The organism is Rhizobium sp. CCGE531 (assembly GCF_003627795.1).
Classification (GTDB): Bacteria; Pseudomonadota; Alphaproteobacteria; order Rhizobiales; family Rhizobiaceae; genus Rhizobium.
In genome coordinates this window covers 181,498-199,590 of sequence record NZ_CP032688.1, presented here as the reverse complement: position 1 = coordinate 199,590, position 18,093 = coordinate 181,498, and the positions used below count along the sequence as shown (strand labels likewise).

At 58.5% G+C, this 18,093-nt stretch carries 19 protein-coding genes; 14 read left to right on the top strand and 5 right to left on the bottom strand.

Features of this window, described 5'->3' with window-relative positions; all coding sequences use genetic code 11:
- Positions 1-8 precede the first annotated feature (8 nt).
- From CCGE531_RS33605 to CCGE531_RS33545, 13 genes are all read left to right on the top strand, one after another.
- Positions 9-926 carry a LysR substrate-binding domain-containing protein gene (locus CCGE531_RS33605; protein WP_120671165.1) on the top strand — a complete coding sequence of 306 codons (918 nt, stop codon included), beginning with the start codon at positions 9-11 and terminating at the stop codon, positions 924-926.
- 59 nt (positions 927-985) lie between these two features.
- A complete protein-coding gene (locus CCGE531_RS33600) occupies positions 986-1,210 on the top strand; it encodes a hypothetical protein (RefSeq protein WP_162944172.1) in 225 nt (74 codons plus the stop codon).
- A gap of 220 nt (positions 1,211-1,430) precedes the next feature.
- Entirely contained in the window at positions 1,431-2,114 is a 684-nt protein-coding gene (locus tag CCGE531_RS33595) for a GntR family transcriptional regulator (RefSeq protein ID WP_120671163.1), read from the top strand.
- Positions 2,115-2,201: 87 nt separating this feature from the next.
- Complete coding sequence (locus CCGE531_RS33590; protein ID WP_120671162.1) at positions 2,202-3,089, top strand: NAD(P)-dependent oxidoreductase; 888 nt, start codon at positions 2,202-2,204, stop codon at positions 3,087-3,089.
- Positions 3,090-3,180: 91 nt separating this feature from the next.
- Positions 3,181-3,609 (top strand): carboxymuconolactone decarboxylase family protein, encoded by a 429-nt coding sequence (locus CCGE531_RS33585; RefSeq protein ID WP_205586541.1) that lies wholly within the window; start codon positions 3,181-3,183, stop codon positions 3,607-3,609.
- 78 nt (positions 3,610-3,687) lie between these two features.
- Positions 3,688-4,071 (top strand): hypothetical protein, encoded by a 384-nt coding sequence (locus CCGE531_RS33580; protein ID WP_040114000.1) that lies wholly within the window; start codon positions 3,688-3,690, stop codon positions 4,069-4,071.
- Entirely contained in the window at positions 4,068-4,964 is an 897-nt protein-coding gene (locus CCGE531_RS33575; protein WP_120671161.1) for an alpha/beta hydrolase, read from the top strand. The genes CCGE531_RS33580 and CCGE531_RS33575 overlap by 4 nt, the downstream gene beginning before the upstream one ends.
- 25 nt (positions 4,965-4,989) lie before the next feature.
- Complete coding sequence (locus CCGE531_RS33570) at positions 4,990-6,156, top strand: ABC transporter substrate-binding protein (protein ID WP_120671160.1); 1,167 nt, start codon at positions 4,990-4,992, stop codon at positions 6,154-6,156.
- A gap of 90 nt (positions 6,157-6,246) precedes the next feature.
- Complete coding sequence (locus CCGE531_RS33565) at positions 6,247-7,800, top strand: sugar ABC transporter ATP-binding protein (protein ID WP_120671159.1); 1,554 nt, start codon at positions 6,247-6,249, stop codon at positions 7,798-7,800.
- Positions 7,797-8,771, top strand: coding sequence for an ABC transporter permease (locus CCGE531_RS33560; protein WP_037080236.1), 975 nt, complete (start codon positions 7,797-7,799; stop codon positions 8,769-8,771). The genes CCGE531_RS33565 and CCGE531_RS33560 overlap by 4 nt, the downstream gene beginning before the upstream one ends.
- Positions 8,772-8,782: 11 nt before the next feature.
- The gene (locus CCGE531_RS33555) at positions 8,783-9,802 is read left to right on the top strand and encodes an ABC transporter permease (RefSeq protein ID WP_120671158.1); all 1,020 of its coding nucleotides are present in this window, start codon (positions 8,783-8,785) and stop codon (positions 9,800-9,802) included.
- 23 nt (positions 9,803-9,825) lie between these two features.
- Entirely contained in the window at positions 9,826-11,313 is a 1,488-nt protein-coding gene (locus tag CCGE531_RS33550) for an NAD-dependent succinate-semialdehyde dehydrogenase (protein ID WP_120671157.1), read from the top strand.
- Positions 11,314-11,372: 59 nt separating this feature from the next.
- The gene (locus CCGE531_RS33545) at positions 11,373-11,558 is read left to right on the top strand and encodes a hypothetical protein (protein ID WP_120671156.1); all 186 of its coding nucleotides are present in this window, start codon (positions 11,373-11,375) and stop codon (positions 11,556-11,558) included.
- Positions 11,559-11,985: 427 nt separating this feature from the next.
- On the opposite strand, the gene CCGE531_RS33540 is transcribed toward CCGE531_RS33545, so the two are convergent.
- The 4 genes from CCGE531_RS33540 to CCGE531_RS33525 all read right to left on the bottom strand — a co-directional run bounded on the left by CCGE531_RS33540 (position 11,986) and on the right by CCGE531_RS33525 (position 16,216).
- Positions 11,986-12,861 carry an N-acyl homoserine lactonase family protein gene (locus CCGE531_RS33540; RefSeq protein WP_245459621.1) on the bottom strand — a complete coding sequence of 292 codons (876 nt, stop codon included), beginning with the start codon at positions 12,859-12,861 and terminating at the stop codon, positions 11,986-11,988.
- Between the two features lie 20 nt (positions 12,862-12,881).
- Positions 12,882-13,367 (bottom strand): hypothetical protein, encoded by a 486-nt coding sequence (locus CCGE531_RS33535; protein ID WP_120671154.1) that lies wholly within the window; start codon positions 13,365-13,367, stop codon positions 12,882-12,884.
- The gene (locus CCGE531_RS33530; RefSeq protein WP_120671153.1) at positions 13,364-15,028 is read right to left on the bottom strand and encodes a GMC family oxidoreductase N-terminal domain-containing protein; all 1,665 of its coding nucleotides are present in this window, start codon (positions 15,026-15,028) and stop codon (positions 13,364-13,366) included. Before CCGE531_RS33530 ends, CCGE531_RS33535 begins: the two co-directional genes overlap by 4 nt.
- 81 nt (positions 15,029-15,109) lie before the next feature.
- Complete coding sequence (locus CCGE531_RS33525) at positions 15,110-16,216, bottom strand: NAD(P)-dependent alcohol dehydrogenase (protein WP_120671152.1); 1,107 nt, start codon at positions 16,214-16,216, stop codon at positions 15,110-15,112.
- Positions 16,217-16,520: 304 nt separating this feature from the next.
- Between CCGE531_RS33525 and CCGE531_RS33520 the strand changes: the two genes are divergently transcribed.
- The gene (locus tag CCGE531_RS33520; RefSeq protein ID WP_245459620.1) at positions 16,521-17,630 is read left to right on the top strand and encodes an alcohol dehydrogenase catalytic domain-containing protein; all 1,110 of its coding nucleotides are present in this window, start codon (positions 16,521-16,523) and stop codon (positions 17,628-17,630) included.
- A 22-nt stretch (positions 17,631-17,652) separates the two neighbouring features.
- Here the strand turns inward: CCGE531_RS33520 and CCGE531_RS34625 are convergent, their stop codons facing one another.
- Positions 17,653-17,880, bottom strand: a complete 228-nt coding sequence (locus CCGE531_RS34625; protein WP_162944170.1) for a hypothetical protein — start codon at positions 17,878-17,880, stop codon at positions 17,653-17,655.
- Between the last annotated feature and the right edge of the window lie 213 nt (positions 17,881-18,093).

Here is an 18,093-nt window from a genome sequence, read left to right as displayed (position 1 = left end):
AGAACGTGATGACGTCACTTCCATCCATTCGTGCAATACAGTCGTTTGTCGCAGCCGGCAGAAAGGGTTCATTTCTCGAGGCTGCTGCCCAGCTGCAGCTTACGCCGTCGGCGATTAGCCACCAGATCAGGCTGATGGAAGACGACCTTGGGGAAAAGCTCTTTCACCGCATTGGAAGGAACGTGTCGCTTACCGAGATCGGCGAGCGATACCACCGAGATCTTTCAGAAGCGCTTTCGATGATCGAGCAGGCGACCGATGAGGTTTGCCGGCGCAACAGCGTCGACGTCCTAAGCGTTGGCTGTGCTTCAAGCCTGGCTTCCCTGTGGCTTATGCCAAGATTGCCTCGATTCGAGGAATTGTATCCCTCGATCGAAATCAGGCTTCTGTCGACATCGGACCCTGCAAAATTGTCCGATGGCTCGGTCGATGTCGATATCTGCTACGGCAGCGCTCCTCGACTGGGCTCCATCGCGGCGGAGGAGTTCCCCCTTGAGACAATCGTCGTAGCTTGCTCTCCCGAGGTCGCTAATGGCGAGCGGCCCATACGCAAGCCATCCGACCTGGTGGGCCATACCCTTATCAAGTCGGAGCAGACGCTTTACAGCTGGCAACAATGGGCGAAGGACCACGGCTTGGCGATTGACGTCAATCGCGGCTCTCGATTTCGCGACGCGTTCATGGCGATCGCAACCGCTGTCGAGGGCCGGGGCGTGTGCCTCGAGAGCTACAGGCTTCTTCAACGGGATGTGGAACGAGGTAACCTCGTCCTTCCATTCGGGATGACTGGCCCGAACATTCGCTGCCACACGCTCACCTATGTCCGCTCGCGGCTCAGATCAGAAAAGGTCAACGCGTTCAAGCAATGGCTGGAAAACGTATGGCTTGAAGACACTGCCTCGGCGGAAATGCGGGCGCGAGGCTGATCGAACCTCTGACGGGCAGCAAGATCGCCCGGCGTTCTTTGAAACGCCGAGACAGCAAAATGCGTAATGCCCAACGGTCGATTTTAGCCATGCCTCGCTATTTTTTCGAAGTTTTTGTGATTGCGAAGCGAGCGGCCACCGAGCGCGATATGCGCCGTTTTCAGCCCTTCATCACCAGTGTATGCGGTGACGATTTCAAGGCCGCAGCTTTAGGAGCGTGTCGGATCGCTCTCCGGGCCACGCCATCCGCGACCTTAAAAGTCAGCAAGTCTACGGCTATCTGACGCGATGAGCCGATGCGAATGCGGTGGCGCCACGGCTCCCCTCTGCACCCGATTTTTGTCTCTTCTAATTGACTGCACACACGAGCAGGCAAAGCTGTCGCGAAGGGATCAACTGAGACTGGGAACTCTCAGACAATCCGGATTGATATTAAGAGCGATTGCCGCCATATGTAGAGAATGATTTAGCGCGGCGTGAGCCGATTACAGGTGTTGGCGGCCTATGCAGACAGACCTACAGATAACCAGACAGAGCGCGACGTTGCGCGTAAAAGTTGAGGAAACCCTACGCCAGGCGATAGCGAGTGGGCGATTTAAGCCCGGCCAGCGACTAGTAGAGCGCGAACTTTGCGAAATGCTGGGCGTCGGCAGGACCTCGGTTCGTGAGGCAATGCGACAGCTCGAAGCTGAAGGCATCATCACAAGCTATCCCCATAAGGGACCGGTCGTCAGTACGATCACCTACGAGGAAGCGCAGCAACTCTATACTGTTCGGGCTCTTCTTGAAGGATTCGCGGGCCAGCAGTTCGCTGAGCATGGCACCGCCGCCGACATAGCGACACTTCAAGCCGCGGTGGTCGAATTCGAAGCCGCTGCCGAAAGTGGCGTCGGTGCGCGGCTCATCGATGCGAAAAACGCGTTCTACAACTGTTTGATGGACGGCAGCAAGAACGTGTTCGTAAGGCAAATGCTGACAGCTCTGCACAATCGGATCAATCTCCTTCGAATGACAACCATGACGCAACCGGGACGCCTTGCGCACAGCATTGCTGAAATTAAGGATATTGCGAACGCAATCCAGAATCGCAACGGACCGTTGGCGGCGGCGGCCTGCAAATTCCATATCGACCAGGCTGCGAAGATCGCACTTGAATACCTGCGGAAGAATGCAGCGCCAGAATCTTAAAATTTCGATTGACAGATTGTCTGATAATCTTTTTAATCCTCTCTGAAGGAACGCGGGTTTATTGCTCGCACGCGTCCGGAGGAAAAAATGTCATCGACACTCAACGCAACCCGCGTGGCCTTTATAGGGCTGGGCGCGATGGGCCAACCTATGGCTCAACATCTCATTTCGGCAGGCTTCGATGTCGTCGGTTTCGACCTGTCGAAAGAGGCCAGGATAAAGCTCGCTGGTGCGGGCGGGCGAGCCGCCGAAACGATTTCTGACGCCATGGTTGGGGCCAGTTTCGTCATCACCATGCTTCCGAACGGCAAGATCGTGCGCGAGGCGCTTCTGGGCGGGAACGCCTGTGGCGGCCTCAGGCAGAATGCCGTCGTCATAGACATGAGTTCGTCTGCTCCAAATGACACAAGGGATCTCGGTCTCGAACTTGCTTCTCGTGGCCTTCGCCTGGTTGACGCCCCGGTCTCCGGAGGCGTCAAGCGCGCCGTTTCTGGTACCTTGACAATCATGGCCGGTGGGGAGGATGCTGATATCGAGGAGGCCGAGCCGCTGCTGAAGGCAGTGGGACAACAGGTGTTCCGGACGGGGCCAGTTGGCTCGGGTCACGCGATGAAAGCGATTAACAACTTCGTATCTGGTGCAGGTGTGCTCGCGGCGATCGAGGGTGTCCTTCTGGGACGTGCCTTCGGCCTGGAGCCGGCGACGATCGTCGATATTCTCAACTCGTCGTCTGGAAAGAACAATGCCACCGAAGTGAAGATGAAGCAGTTCATTCTTTCTGAGACGTTCGGGTCGGGATTTGCCATTGGCCTGATGGCCAAGGATATTCGCATCGCCGCCGATCTCGCCAAGACGCTTGGTCTTCGCCTCGATGCTCTCGCCAGCACGGCAGACGCGTGGGATGCGGCACAGAAAGCGCTGGGTCCTTCCGAGGACCACACCCGCATCATCCGATACGTCGAAGATCACAATTAGCCGCGGAAATCCGCGGAATGCGGTGAAATTGACAGATTGTCTGAAAATCCGTTCATTTTACTGAAAACCGGAAAGCTAGGAGTGTCGTCGAATGACCGCAACGAAAGATGCGACAGTGAAAACACACGGCAAGGAGCGGCCTGTCCCTTCGGAACAGTTCGCTCAAGGTCTGGCGACGCGTCGTGAAGTCATGGGTGATGCCTATGTCGACGCAGCACTCGGTAAGGCGACCGACTTCACCTGGCCTATGCAGCAGCTCGTCACCGAGTATTGCTGGGACAACATCTGGAACCGACCAGGCCTCGACAGGCGCGCGCGGTCCATTCTGAACCTTGGCATGATCTCCGTTCTCAATCGTCCGCATGAGCTCAAAGGCCACGTGCGCGGCGCGATCAACAACGGCCTCACCAAGGAGGAAATCCAGGAGATTTTCCTGCAGGTCGCGATTTACGCCGGCGTACCGGCGGGCATCGACAGCTTCAGAAACGCCCAGGAGGTCTTCAACGAAATGGGCATCTGAAGCCGCCGCCGCAGGCGCGGCGGAAAATTTTGAAAGGCGTGGATCGGCCGCGCCGTTTTAACTAGGGAGGAGCCGAACATGGCCATCGATCTCGAGAAGTTCAAAAAACTGGCGCTGGAGGACTTCGAGTTCAAGCGCGAAACCCGTTATCTCAACGGCATTATCAAATGCGATTTTCCGACCCGCAGCGTCGCACTTCACTTCGAAGACGGCAAGATGGTGAAGGTCGAAGAAGCCGCCTACGACGACGAGAAGTGCAAGATCGTCATCCGGGGCACGGGCGAACAGTGGGACGCGCTTCTCCAGAAGAAGCCGCAGCCATTTTATCAGTGCTTGCAGTCGTCGAATATCAAACACGGTCTGTACCTTAGCAACAATCACGAAACCTTCGCGTATCTCCCTGCGCTCAATCGCATGACGAACCTGATGCGCGAAGCCCGTCCGGAAGGAGTAGCAGCATGACTAGGCATGATCCGATCACGGGCCGTTACGTCTACCTGACGATCGAAGGCATCGAATATCGCGTCTATTATGAGGAAGCCGGAGAGGGCATTCCCTTGCTTGTCGGTCACACGGCGGGCTCGGACGGCCGCCAGTACCGCCACACGCTCTGCGACGAAGAGGTGACCAAGAACTTCCGCGTCATCGCGTTCGACCTGCCCTATCACGGGAAGTCTCTTCCCCCGCACGGCGTTCGCTGGTGGGAGAAGGAATACAATATGACCAAGAAGTTCATGATGGATTTCCAGCTGGAGCTCTCGAAAGCCCTTGGTCTGGACCGCCCCGTTTACATGGGTAGCTCGATGGGAGGACATCTCGCCATCGATCTGGCGTCCAATTACCCTGACAACTTCCGTGCGACCATCTCCGTCGAAGGGGCACTGCGCTCGGCTGCCGAATATGTCGATGTCGGCATGGCAGGCATCCGGAAGGAATTCGACAACCCGAACGTCAATCGTACCTCCATCGGCGCGGCAATGATGCTCAACATCTCGCCGTATTCACCAGAAGCCAATGTCCGCGAAATCCAGTGGGAGTATAGCTGCGGCGGTCCGGGCGTCTTCGCAGGTGACCTCTATTATTACTACTACGACCACAATGTCTCGCCCGAAGAGGCGAGCAAGATCGATACGTCGAAGTGCATGCTGTATTTCCTGACGGGCGAATACGATCCGAATACCTCCCCGGCCGACACCAAGATCGCAGCCGATCTCGTCAAGGGCAGCAAGTTCTGGACGATGGAGAAGCTCGGACATTTCCCAGTCACTGAAGACTACACCAAGTTCAGAAAATACCTGCTGCCGATCCTCGAGGAAATCCAGCAGGCATCCGCAACCAGGGCGAAAGTCGCCTGAAACAATCTCTTGGGAGGAGCATCCAATGAGACGCCGCTTAACCGGAACCATGGGGGCGCTGATCGCGGTCGGCGCCCTGACGACCACGACGTGGGCTGACGGGGTCGACCAGCTCCCCGCCAACGAGAGGAAAATCTACGAGGTTGTCGACCCGCAGGTCCCGCTCGGAGCGAGTGCCTATAAGGACTTCAAACCAAAGAAGGGACCGCCCTGGAAGATCGGCTACGCCAGTAGCTATGCCGGCAACACGTGGCGCGCGGCGGCTCTCGATGCCGTGATGAAAGACTTGCTGCCGCGATCGAAGGAAGCGGGCCTCGTTTCCGAGGTCGTCGTCACCCAGTCCGACCTCAAAGACGCCGTCCAGATTCAGCAGATGCGCCAGATGGTAGACGACGGCGTGGACGCCATTATCATCTGCTGCTCGAACGTGACCGCTCTGAACCAGACCATCGAATACGCCTATAAGGCAGGTGTTCCGGTTTTCTCCTTCTCTGGATACGTGACGTCACCGTACGCTATTAACGGCGCGGCCAACCACGCCCAGGGCGGCGGAGAGATGGCAACCTGGCTGGCAGACAAGATCGGCAGGAAAGGCAACGTGCTTCTCGTGTCGGGTATTCCCGGCTTCGCCTCGTCCGACAGCTTCGACAAAGCCGCTAAGGAAGCGCTGGCTAAATATCCCGACATCAAGATCGTCGGTGAAGTGGCTGGCAAGTGGACCGACCAGGTAGCTCAGGTCGAAGTGCAGAAATTCCTGGCGACGAACCCCACGCAGGTCGACGGTATTCTGACACAGGGCGCGCAGGAGAACGGCGTGCTGAACGCCATGCTCCAGTCGGGCCGTGACATGGTGCCGATTACGTTGGGTGGCGAGGCTTCGGCGGCATGTTACTGGCGCCAGAATCCCGAATGGATCGATGCCGGCTTCCATATCTGGCCGCCGCGGCGCGAGATGCAGCAGATGTGGGAGATCATGCTTCGCACGCTCGAAGGGCAGGGGCCAAAGGTACAGTCCTTCCTGCGCCCTGTCCTGCCGTTCACAATCGATGACGTTCGCGCGGCGATCCCCGAGGGTTGCGATGTGAACTCGACGGATTTCGTCGAACCGAAGGCGGACGGATGGTTCCCAAGTGCGATCGCCGACCAGTACTTCGAGCGTCCTGCCGATCCCTGGAAACCGGTAGCCCAGTAAGCCGGATCCGCCCGGTGGCTTAACTGCCGGGCGGACCATTGGATGATCGTAAAAGCCGCCTTGGCGGAGGTTGCGGGTGGGAGGTCTGCGATGGGCAGCGAGATAACAGTCAGAATGATAGAGGTCGCCAAGGCGTTCGGGGAGACGAGGGCACTCAAGAAGTGCGACTTCGAGGCCCGCGCCGGAGAGGTACACGCCATCGTCGGCGAGAACGGCAGCGGCAAGAGTACGATGGCCAAGATCATGTCGGGCGTTTTGCACCCGGACGCAGGGAAGGTCACGATTCTGGGTGAAAAGGTTGCCTCGCCCGTCGACGCCAAGCGGGTCGGCCTGACCACCATCTTCCAGGAAGTCCTGGTTGCCGACGAGGCCAGCGTGTTCGAGAACCTTTATGTCGGTCGCGACGGTGTCTTTCGTTCGCAGTCGACCGGCGATCGGCGGATCGAAGCGGCTGAAATCCTGGCGCGGCTCGTCGGAAAATCCGTAGACCTCGATCAACTGGCAGGCAGCCTCCCGCTCAGCATCAAACAGTGGATCGTCATCGCACGGGCTATCCTTCGCAGGCCGCAGGTGCTGATCCTCGACGAATCTTCGGCCGCGCTCGACCTCGACTCGACCCTCCGGCTCCACGCGGAAATCGACCGCCTTCGTGCCGAGGGCGCGACGATCCTCATCGTCACCCACCGGATCGCTGAACTCGTGCGTATCGCCGACCGTGCGACGATCCTGCGTGATGGGATAACTGTCGGTACGCTCGGAAAGGACGAGATTACCGAGGAAAACCTGCTGTCCATGATGACGCCGGCAGATCGGCGCGCCAGCGATGCGACAGAATACGCCTCCCGAAAGAAGGCGCTCTCGGCCCCTCTCATACTAACCGCGACTGGTGTCGCCGCGCACAGGTCGGCGCGGATGTTCGATTTCGACCTTCCCAAGGGGAGCATCGTCGGCGTAGCCGGGCTCGATGGGCAGGGGCAGGACGCTTTTATCCGCGCCTTGGCCGGCATCATCCAGCTGTTCGGTGGCGAGGTGAAGGTCCGCTCGGTGGATGCGGACAAGATGATCGCGCTGCGATCGCTCGACGATGCTGCGAACCTTGGTGTTTCCTACGTCTCCGGGGACCGAAAGCGCGAGGGTATCTTCCCGCAACAAAGCATCTTCGAAAACCTCGCCATCGGCGTCTACAGGAAGAAGCTCGGCCCCCTGGGCGTGATCCGCAAGCCCACGCTGAAACCCATGTTTAAGCGCGAAGTGGATCGTCTGCGCATCAAGATCGGCAGCCCGTCGAACAGGATCACCTCACTGTCGGGCGGCAACCAGCAGAAGGTGCTTATCGGGCGCGCCTTCGCAAACGATCCCCAAGTCATCCTCCTGAATGACCCCGCCCGCGGCGTCGATCTCGGCACCAAGCGCGACCTCTACCGGGAGCTACGTCTGTTCGCTGAAAAAGGCGGCAGTGTCATCTACCTGTCGAGTGAGATCGAGGAGTTCATCGGGTTTGCCGATCGCGTCGACGTGTTCTTCGGTGGAACGTTGTTTCGATCCCTAACCGGCGAGGAAATCGCCGAGGCACCAATCCTCGCCGCCATGTTCGGGAAAGCCCGGGACGCTTCCGTTGATTTCGATCTGGAAAGGACCGCATGATGTCCGCAACCGCTTTCCGTCAAGTCACGCAGGACCGCTCGTTGTTCGTTCCGGCCGGACTTTTCCTCGTCCTCCTTTGCGCTGTCGCCTTCCGGGGCCAGGGTCTGTTCACGAACAATGGTCTGGCCGGAGCCATTCTGGTTGCAACGCCGCTGATCCTGACCACGCTCGCGATAACACCCATCGTCATGGCGGGCCGCGGAGCGGTGGACCTTTCCGTGGGCCCGCTCATGGGCTTCGTCAACGTCACGCTCATTACGTGGCTGGTCGGCAACGGCATCACGCACCCCGTGGCCATCATTGCCTGGGCGGTGGGATTGGGAGCGGCGTTCCAGCTGGTGCAAGCGCTTGTGATCATCTATGTGCGCGTCGCGCCCATCATCGTCACGCTCTCCGGTTTCCTCGTTCTGTCGGGCGTCAACCTGATGGTCATGTCGCGTCCCGGCGGTGTCGCTCCAGACTGGATGCTAAGCTGGGGCGCGGGAACGAGCGTATTTTCGCCTGTCCTGTTGCTTCTGCTCGGCGCTTTCGCAATCTGGGGCGTCCTGAGGGGCACGATGTTTTACCGCAACCTGCGGATGACAGGCGCTGACGAGCGGATGGCCTATACCAGCGGTGTGCAGGTCGACGTCGTGCGCATCATCGCCCATATGGTCGGCGGCGTTTTTGCCGGGCTGGCCGCATTGAGCTACACCGCGCTGATCTCGTCCGGCGACCCGACCCAGGGCAGCACCTACACGCTGCAAGCGGTGACGGCGCTGGTCCTTGGCGGCGCCAGTCTCTCCGGGGGCCGCGGCGGTGCGCTCGGCTCGACGCTCGGCGCGATCAACATGTTCCTCATCTCGTATCTTCTGTCCACTTTCAACTTCGGTACGGTTTCCGGCTTCGTCACGCAAATGGCCTTTGGCCTGATCCTCGTTGGGTCACTTCTCGTGAACGTCTTCGTCATCAGCCGCCGCACTGTCGCGTGAGGAGTAAGGAAATGATCTCCACTGTCTTGAACACAGAAATCGGCGCGACCCGTGGCGCCAGCCCTTTGCGCAAGCACAAGAGTATTTCGATCGGCTTCTGTCTCCTTGCGTGTCTGCTCATTCTTGGAGCCCTGCTCGTGCCGGGCTTCGTGTCGCCGCAGAACGCGCGATCGATCCTCCTTCTCGCCGCCTTCCTTGGGCTGGCGTCTGTCGGGCAGACGCTCTGCGCGCTCGTTGGAGCGCTGGATCTTTCCATCCCATACATCATCGGTGGCGCCAATATCCTGCTTCCAAGCCTCATGGTGGCGGGTCTTCCCGCCCCCGTCGCCATGATCGTCGTGCTTCTCCTTGGCATTTTGGTCGGGGCTTGCAACGGCGCCCTCAGCTTCCGGCTGCAGGGTCAGGCGCTGATCATGTCGCTCGGTCTTGGTTTTGCCGCCGTCGGGGCGGTCCAGATCTACACCTCGCTCGGATCGCAGTTCGGCGGCACCGTCTTTGCGCCCGTCCCCGGATGGCTTCGCAACCTTTCGGCGTTCAACGGCAAGTTCTTCGGTCTGCCGTTTCCACCGGTTATCGTCATATGGGCTTTCATCGCCGTCGCTCTGGGCTGGATAATGCACAACACCTGGTTTGGCCGCAGCCTCTATGCTGTTGGCGGGAGCCGCACGGCCGCCGCCCGCCTCGGAATCTCGGAATTCAAGATCTGGACGGTGATCCACAGCGTCAGCGGGGCGATGTCGGCAACGACCGGAATGCTCCTTCTTGGTTTTTCCGGCGGCGGTTTCGTCGGTGTCGGTGATCCCTACCTGTTCACCACCGTGGCGGCGGTCGTTATCGGCGGAACATCTCTTCTGGGCGGTGCCGGCGGGTACGGGGCGACAGTTCTCGGCGTCCTGGTGCTTACTGTCCTGACCTCGCTTCTCGTCGGCCTGGGGCTCAATTTCCCGGCACAACAGGCCGTCGTAGGGCTGCTGATCGTCCCCATGGTCGCGATCTACGCCCGCTCACCACACATCCGTAATCAGATTTGAACGTTGCATCGAAAGGAATACCAATGGCTATCTCCACCGCTCTACTTGATCGCCTGAAAGACCCCTCCCTGGTACGCGAGGAAATGCTGGTAGGAGGCGACTGGCGAAAAGAGGGCGCGAGCGGCAAGACGATCCACGTCCACAATCCCTCGACCGGGGACGTGATCGCGAGCCTCCCGAGCGCAGGACTCCAGGACGTCCGCGAAGCCATCGACGTCGCCAAACTCGCCCAGAAAAAGTGGGCCGCACGATCGGGCAAGGAACGTGCCGGCGTCATGCGGAAGTTCTTCGAACTCGTCACGGCCAACACCGAGGACCTAGCGATCATCCTGACGTCCGAGATGGGCAAGCCTCTGGCCGAGGCACGCGGCGAGATCGCCTACGGCGCTTCCTACATCGAATGGTTCGGGGAAGAAGCCAAGCGCGTTTACGGCGATACCATTCCGGGGCATCAGGCCGACAAGCGCCTGATTGTCATCAAACAGCCCGTCGGCGTGGTGGCGGCCATCGCGCCCTGGAACTTTCCTTCCGCCATGGTCTGCCGCAAGATCGCCCCGGCGCTGGCATCCGGCTGCGCCATCATCTTCAAGCCGGCCGCCGAAACCCCCTTGTCGGCCCTTGCTCTTGCAATCCTCGCTGAGCGCGCCGGAATACCCGGCGGCCTGTTCAGCGTCCTGCCGACAGACAACGCCCGGATGTTCGGTGAAGAAGTCTGCTCGAACCCCGTCGTCAAGAAGTTGACCTTCACAGGATCTACCGAGGTCGGCCGCATCCTGATGGCGCAGGGCGCACAAAAGATCATGAAGCTCAGCCTCGAACTCGGCGGCAACGCTCCCTTCATCGTCTTCGACGATGCCGACCTCGACGAGGCCGTGGAAGGAGCGATGCTGTCCAAGTTCCGCAATGCCGGCCAGACCTGCGTTTGCGCCAACCGTCTCTACGTCCAGAGCGGGGTCTACGACCGCTTCATAGAAAAACTGGCGGCGCGGGTTTCCGCCCTCAAGGTTCTTGACGGTTTCGAGGATGGAGCCACCATCGGTCCCCTGATCAACGAGGATGCAGTGGCGAAGCTCTATAGCCACATCGACGACGCGGTCGGTAAGGGTGCGAAGGTCGTTGTCGGCGGCGCAAGGGACGAGCGTGGTGGCACCTTCGTCCAGCCGACGCTTCTCTCGGAAGCCACAAAGGAAATGAAGGTCGCACGAGAGGAGACCTTTGCGCCGCTCGCCCCGGTCTTCAGGTTCGAAACGACGGACGAGGTCATTGAACTGGCCAACGACACCGAGTTCGGTCTCGCTGCCTACTTCTACGCCAACGACCTTCGAAACGTCTGGAAGGTTACGGAGGCCCTGGAGTACGGGATGGTCGGCGTCAACACAGGCCTGATCTCGACGGAGGTCGCACCGTTCGGCGGCGTCAAGCAGTCGGGGTTCGGCCGCGAGGGCTCAAAATACGGCATGGATGACTTCCTTTCGATGAAATACGTCTGCATAGGCGGTATTCGATCGTGATTGTCGGCTGGCAGGTGTGAGACCACTGGAAGATATTTCAACCTGTTCGTGGAGGGCGGATGACAAACGTCGCTGAAAAAGGAAAAGGCCCGGTTCAAGCATTCGCCAGCAGCCTTGATCGCGAGGCGATGCACCGCGATCAGGACTGGGCCGATCATGCCGCCCATGCAAGTGTCGAGGGCAGAACTGCACAAGAACGTCCGAATGTGCGACGTGGCAGCCCTTCGTATGATCAGATAGATTAGACGTGAGCGTGAGGGACGCCTTTCGAAGGATTGGGAGTTTTTGTTTCGCTTCCAAGCCACGGAAGGTCCATTCGTGTAGACTGAGACCCCCCGCAACGGCTTCTTGGTTCGTCGCTGTGAACGGCCCTGGCTCTTGGTACTGGGTCGGAGACAAAGTTATGTCGATGACCGACCCAGTTATTTCCAGCTTGTTTTAACAAGTCATGGCGTGACCACAGCCGCGACGACAATATATCCGGGCTTCCCTATATGCCCCGCCCAGCTTGGTGACAACTGCGCCTTGGCGACAAGAGAATTCCGACGCGGAAAACGCGCGTTTTCGATATTCGCAGTTCCATGTGCCAAGGTTAAATCGCCACATCACACGCGCATGTCCGGGCGAGACCGCGCGACTGGCACGGCCCCGCCAGGCTTCGGCTTGGGAGGCCTATACGTATGACTGCTGACCGTCGGCGAGCGCGACTTCGATGAGATAGTGCCCGTTCTTCGTCGTCCTGCTTGGGTACAATTTCGTCATTGCGGGCTCGTGGGGTGTCAGGATCCGGCTTATATCAAAGCCCGTCGATTGAAGGATTTCGTGTGTCGCAAATACCAGGTTGGTCTGGCTGCCAAACGCCAGGCCTACAGGTAGATAGACTGGATCTGCAGGATTTCCGCCGTGCATGTTGTCGTGGCGGTAGAGCAGGTCGCCGGTGTAAGTGTAGACGTCCTCGCTTTCAGCTTTGCCATCGTTGCGGATAATGACGTATTGCGAGGCTGCCGTATGCGTGTCACGCGCGATCCTGAGGTCGATACCAGGAAACAGGTTGTCGACGTTGCCGTCTATGCCGCGCATGCGTCCCTCGCGGGCGAGTTGGACCGCATAGAGCATGTCTCCAGTGTCGGTCGCGGTCAATAGCCAGCGGAAACGGCGGTCTAACGCCATGATGGATACCCAGGCTGCCAGTTCGTCCTTTTGTATATGAAATGTAGCGTTGGGGAACAGCTCGAGGCCGCCCATGTGGTCGAAGTGGGCGTGGGTCAAGATAACGTCGTCGATGTCGTCGGGCGAGCAGCCGACTTCCGCCAGGACCTCCTTCGGGGGGAACCAATTTTGAACGTTGAAGCGGTCCATAAATTCCTTGCCGTGAGACGCGTAGTTGACGCCGCAGTCGAGAAGGATCGTCCGTCCATGCCCTTTAAGCAGGGTGTAACAATATGGGAGCTTTTCGTTGCCCATATTGTGGCGGCCATAGACGAGCGAGCTGGTTGGGGCATCAGGCACCCACGCGAATTCCAGCATCCATATCGAATAATCAGACAAGTTATCCTCCCTGTCCCGGTTCAGTTAGCGGCGATCTGGTGAAGCGCGCAACACGAGTGGCCAAAGTCCACGACCTCAAATCCCGGCAGGCATTTTGATGCGTTCCTTATTTCATCCCAGGCGATCCTTAGCGGGCTTAACGGATCGCGCGCCGCGGCCGACGACGAGAGAGTTCGGTTGATCTCGTCAAGAGTGGCGATCAGCATTCGTCCGGCGTTGTCGAGGTGTCTGTGAAAGTGCTTGGAACGCCTTGTCGGTACGAGCGCGCGAAGTTGCTCGGTCCCCGCTGTCACCATTGCCGCGGCCGCTCTTTGGACATCGAGGTCGAGAACATGGCGTGATTTCGTTATCGCAAGCAGGACGAGCAACCCTGCCATGCGGTTGGCCGCACCGTGGAAATTGTCGAAACATGCCTGTGCGGCGATAGCGTAGAAAGCCGTGGCCTCGTCCACAACCTCGCCGGCGCGCATCTGTGGTGCCAAGGCTCTTTTCGCCAAGATCGTCACGCCGCGTGCCCTCCGGCCATTTCCACGGCGGCGACCTGTCTGCCAAGGATAAGATCGGCCGCCTTCTCGGCTATCATGAGTGTCGAGGCGTTCGTGTTGGCGGACGGCATCGACGGCATGATTGAAGCGTCGCATACCCGAAGTCCCTCAAATCCGTGGACACGAAGTTCTGCGTCAACGACTGTTCCCGGGGAGGATCGCGGCCCCATGCGGGCCGTTCCCATCATGTGGTAGACGGTCGTGCCTTTTTGCCTTGCAAAATTGAGCAATTCCTCATCGCTCTGGAGGTTTGGCGTTGGGGATGTCTCGGCGTCCAGATATTTCCCCAGTGCCTTCGATCGAAAAAGGCGCCTTGCAAGTCGCATCCCGCCGATCAATGCCTTCTGATCCGTCTCGTGCGTCAGGTAGTTGGGTTGGATCACGGGAGCCTCCAAAACGTTCGAAGACTTGATGTGGCATGACCCAAGGCTTTCGGGACGTTCTTGCCAGATGCCAAGTGTGAGACCCGGATGCTTGTCGAGCAGGCCGACCACGCCCTCGCGAAAACTGGCGGGAGCACATGCGAATTCCAGATCCGGACGAGAAAGGTGCGCTTCGGACTTCCAGAAGATGTGGACCAGCGACGGACTGACGGCCAGGATGCTCGGCAAGCCAAGCGCCCAACGTGCGACCTGGCCGAGCAGTGCAGGACCTTGTGCGACGTCGTTGATCGTCTTGATACCCTTTATTCGCGCGACCATGCGAACTGCATAATGGTCCCTGAGGTTGCTCCCCACGCCATCCATTTCACGGAAAACCGGGATCCCCGCGCGCTGCAGCACGTCGAGAGGGCCGATACCCGACAGCTGAAGAAGCTTGGGGGTGTTCAATGCGCCCGCAGTGAGAATGACCTCGCGTGAGGCACGTACTTGCCGCTGATCGCCGCCTTGACCGCCGGCGATGTAGGATACGCCAACGGCTTTCGCGCCCTCGAAGATGATCGATGTAGCCTGACTGTTGGTCTTGACATCGACGTTCGTGCGTTTGATGGCCTTCCTCAAGAAGGCCCGAGCCGAACTGTGTCGTAGCCCCTTGTAGATGGTTCGCTGGAAATACCCCGCGCCGTCCTGCTTGGCTCCGTTATAGTCGAGATTGCGCGGAATCCCAAGTTCGACGGCCGCATCAATAAGCGCGTCACTGACGGGATGATGCCAATCGAGGTTTGTAATTGGAAGCTCTCCATCCCGGCCGCGATACGTCTCGTCGGCATCGCCGATACGTCGTTCGGACCGTTTGAAATAAGGAAGGATCTCCCGATAGCTCCAGCCTGGATTGCCCTCGGCTGCCCAATTGTCGTAATCAACGGCTTGGCCTCGAACGTAGTTGAGGCCGTTGATCGAGCTAGATCCACCGAGCACGCGTCCCTGCGGCAAGGAAAAGCTCCGGTTGTTCGTGCCTGGATTGGGCTCGGACATGAAATTCCAGGTCAGCTTCTTGCTATATATGTTCTTGATGTAGCCAGCCGGAATGTGGATCATTGGATTGACGTCCCTCGGACCCGCTTCAACGAGGCAGACCTTGAAACCCGCCTCGCTCAACCGGTTGGTAATTACACAACCCGACGTTCCGCCGCCTACGACGACGTAGTCAAACGTCTCACCACCACTTTGCGCTCTTTGCATATCTCCTCCGAATTCAAATCGACGTCCGCCTCACGCGCCTCGGGCGGTCCCTGAGCTATTGGACAATGTCTGTTTGGGAGGTCAGTGCTTCATGCGCAAAATTGGCTTGATGACCTTGCCACTCTCGGAATCGGCCATTGCCTCGTTGATCTGGTCGAGGTCGTAGAACTGGACGAGTTTGTCGAACGGGAACCGTCCCTGTTGCCAGTATTCAATGAGTTCCGGCACGAATTTTGAAGGAACGCTCTGGCCCTCGACCACGCCGACAAGCGTACGCCCGAACAGAAAGTTGCCAATATCGACGATGCCTTCGGTCCCAAGCGCGGAGGATCCGACCAGTCCACAGGTTCCTGGTGTCCCGAGGCAATCCACCGCCTGGCGAAAGACCTTCGGCGAGCTCGTGCATTCGAGACTGAACTCCACGCCTTGAGGCACAATCTCCTTGATCGCCCTGACGCTGTCCAACTGGAGGGCGTTAATAGTGTGGCTTGCACCAAGTTCCATCGCCAGCTCGAGGCGTTCGTCGTTAAGATCGATCACGATGATGGTTGAGCATCCAGCGATCTTCGCCGCCATAACGGCTGCCATGCCGACAGCGCCCGCACCAAACACTGCTATGGAAGATCCCGGTTTAGGCTTCAGGCAGTTGAGAACCGCACCAGCGCCTGTTTGCAGCCCGCAACCTAAGGGACCGATCAATTCTAGGGGAACATCTTTGGAGACCTTGACCGCATTGCGCTCGCTGGCGATGGCATAGGTCGCGAAAGAAGACTGCTCGAAGAAGCACCCACTGATCGGAGTTCCGTGAGAATCATGTATCGGGCAGGTGCCATCGGGCCGAGTACCGCGAAAATTTCTACCGAAGAAATCCTCGCAATAAAAGGGGGTACCGCCCAGGCACTTCTCACATTTGCCGCAATATGCGTAGCTCAGGGCTACATGGTCTCCGGGCGCGAGTCCTTTGACATCGCTTCCCACGAGTTCCACGACGCCCGAGCCTTCGTGACCGAGAACCACAGGCTGAGGTACGTCGTAACCTTGGTCGCGGACGACCATGTCCGTGTGGCAGACACCACTTGCCACGATCCGAACAAGGATTTCGTCGGGGCGGGGTTCATCGATGCCGATGCACTCCAAAACGAGAGGCTGTGCCTTCTCGCGCGAAATGGCAGCATATGCTTCCTTCATAAAAATAGCTCCTCCAATCTGCAGACGCAGAATATGGCGCAGACCGTATGCGTAAGCAGACAATCAGTCAAATAATTTCGATGTAAGAGACACTCGTTGAAGGCGCTTCGCACGGGCGCGAACTTGCAAGATCAAAAATTTTATTTTAGATCAATAGCTTAAGCTGGTGACAAGCTTTCTGTTGCCATATCCTTTGCGAGGCAGATTGCCGGGCTAGGAGTTTTTCTTGACAGATTGACTGCTAAAAAATAGCAATGTGGCGCCGGTATTGTACGGTGCGAGCGTTGTCAGGAGGAGTGTGAGGATGTTCGAAGCGCCTAAGGCCTGGTCCAGCCAGTCGATGAAAGCAGCTCAGATCGAGGGTGTCAGAGGACGGATATCAGTCGCCGACATCCGTGTACCGGAGCCCGGGCCGGACGACGCGCTTATTAGAGTTGTCGCGTCCGGAATTTGCAGAAGCGACTGGCACCTTTGGAACGGAGATTGGGAATGGGTCGGTATGAAACTTCAGCCCGGCGCTGTTCTTGGTCACGAGATCGGAGGCATTGTCGAGGCTGTGGGTGCTAACGTAACCTCAGTCCGCCGCGGGCAGCGTGTGACCGTACCTTTCAACCTCGCTTGTGGTCATTGCCACCATTGCGCTCGTGGCGAACAGAACATTTGCGACAACGCGGCGGTGCCGCATCTCATTCCTGGATCGGGCGGATGGGCGCAGTATATGAGAGCGCCGAATGCGAACCTCAACTGCATCCCACTTCCCGAAGGGGTCGATGAACTTACCGCTGCGGCACTTGGTTGCCGGTACATGACGGCGTGGAGGGCTATTCAAGGGCGTGGTGCGCTCAGAGGTGGCGAATCGGTAGCCGTGTTTGGCTGTGGCGGAGTTGGGCAGGCGGCGATCGAAATAGCGGCTTCGCTCGGCGGGCGCGTCATTGCCGTCGATGTCGATGACGCGAAACTCGCACGCGCGCGCGAGATTGGAGCTCATCGGGTCGTCAACGCCCATGGACTGGCTCCAGAGAAAGTCGGCGAGACAGTGCGTAGAATCACTGAACGAGACGCCGGTGTTGATCTGGCTGTCGATGCCTTGGGTAGCGTGGCTACCGTCCACGGCGCACTTCACGCGCTTAGGAAGGGTGGGCGTCTTTCCCAGGTGGGACTGACGTCGCAGGCTGAAAAGGGAGTCGTGGCCATTCCGATGGACATGATCGTGCTCAGGGAATTGGAGATCCGTGGAAGCCTGGGGAATCCCCAAAGTGAATACGAAGACCTCCTTGGACTTGTGGCGTCTAAGAGGCTTAACCCAACGGCGCTGGTTAGCCGCACCGTATCGCTAAATGACGTCGAGTCGGTCCTGCATGATATGGATGCCTTCAAGACGAGCGGGTACGTCGTCATTACCGATTTCAACTAGGACGCAAACCAAGCCGCTGGGCTTATGCACAGCGGGCAGCATCTTGTCCAAAGAAAAGGTTGCGATCGAGGCGATAAAGGATTTGCGGACCTGTTTTTAACTCATCATCTAGCATTTTATCCAAAAGCGCGACGACGCGCCAGATTGTCTTGGCTACCTTCCGCGCGCCACGACGACTTCGCTTTGTGCTGAGTAATCGGGGCAGCGCTTCGAAAATAAGATGACGTGCGAGATGGGCGCTCGCGTCCACGGTACGCGCTCCGTCTGGTGCCTGCGTTGTCAAATCAGACTCGTTCGGCTCTGCGCTCACCGAGCGCAAGACTGACGGATGCGCGATTGCACTTGTCGGGGTTGCCTGGTCTTGAAAGGTGTTAACCAGTGGAGACGGAACAGAACCTCTCGACGCCGGTTTGTCCTATTGTCGTAGCGTTCGAAAAATTTCGAGAAAAGCTGATTATAACAG